This is a genomic window from Aeromicrobium phragmitis (assembly GCF_003674095.1).
GTDB classification, from domain to species: domain Bacteria; phylum Actinomycetota; class Actinomycetes; order Propionibacteriales; family Nocardioidaceae; genus Aeromicrobium; species Aeromicrobium phragmitis.
Map to the genome: position 1 here is coordinate 1 of NZ_RDBF01000067.1, position 481 is coordinate 481.

Genomic DNA, 481 nt, shown 5'->3' on the forward strand with positions numbered 1-481 from the left:
GGTCAATCACAAGCTCACCGTCCCCGAGGTCCGTTACGCCGTCGAACACAGTGGAGCGGTGGTCGGTGTCGTCGCCGCTGACCTCGCTTCCATCGCCACGGACGCAGCTTCGGGCATCACCTGGATGACTACAGAGGCCGTGGTCGACGGCCTCGAGGCGTTCGACGAACTCGCCGAGACGTGCACGCCGATCGAGAGCGCGGTGGACGACGACATCGATGCCCCGGCCCAGTACCTCTTCACCTCCGGCACGACAAGTTCGCCGAAGGCGTGCGTGCACACGCATCGGACGATCAGCAGCGCCTCGCCCTTGATGGTGTCGACGCTCGGTTTCACGCGTGATGAACGTTTCCTCATCGCCATGCCGATCTGGCACGCAGCGCCGCTCAACTGCTGGTTCCTCACGATGATGTTCCTCGGTGCGACGGTGATCCTGCAGCGCGAGTACCACCCCGTGCAGATGCTCCAGAACGTCCAGCGG

1 protein-coding gene is annotated in these 481 nt (G+C 64.2%); it reads left to right on the plus strand.

What is annotated here, in order from left to right:
* The coding region (locus D9V41_RS16275; RefSeq protein WP_166376089.1) for an AMP-binding protein at positions 1-481 on the plus strand (481 nt) is incomplete at both ends.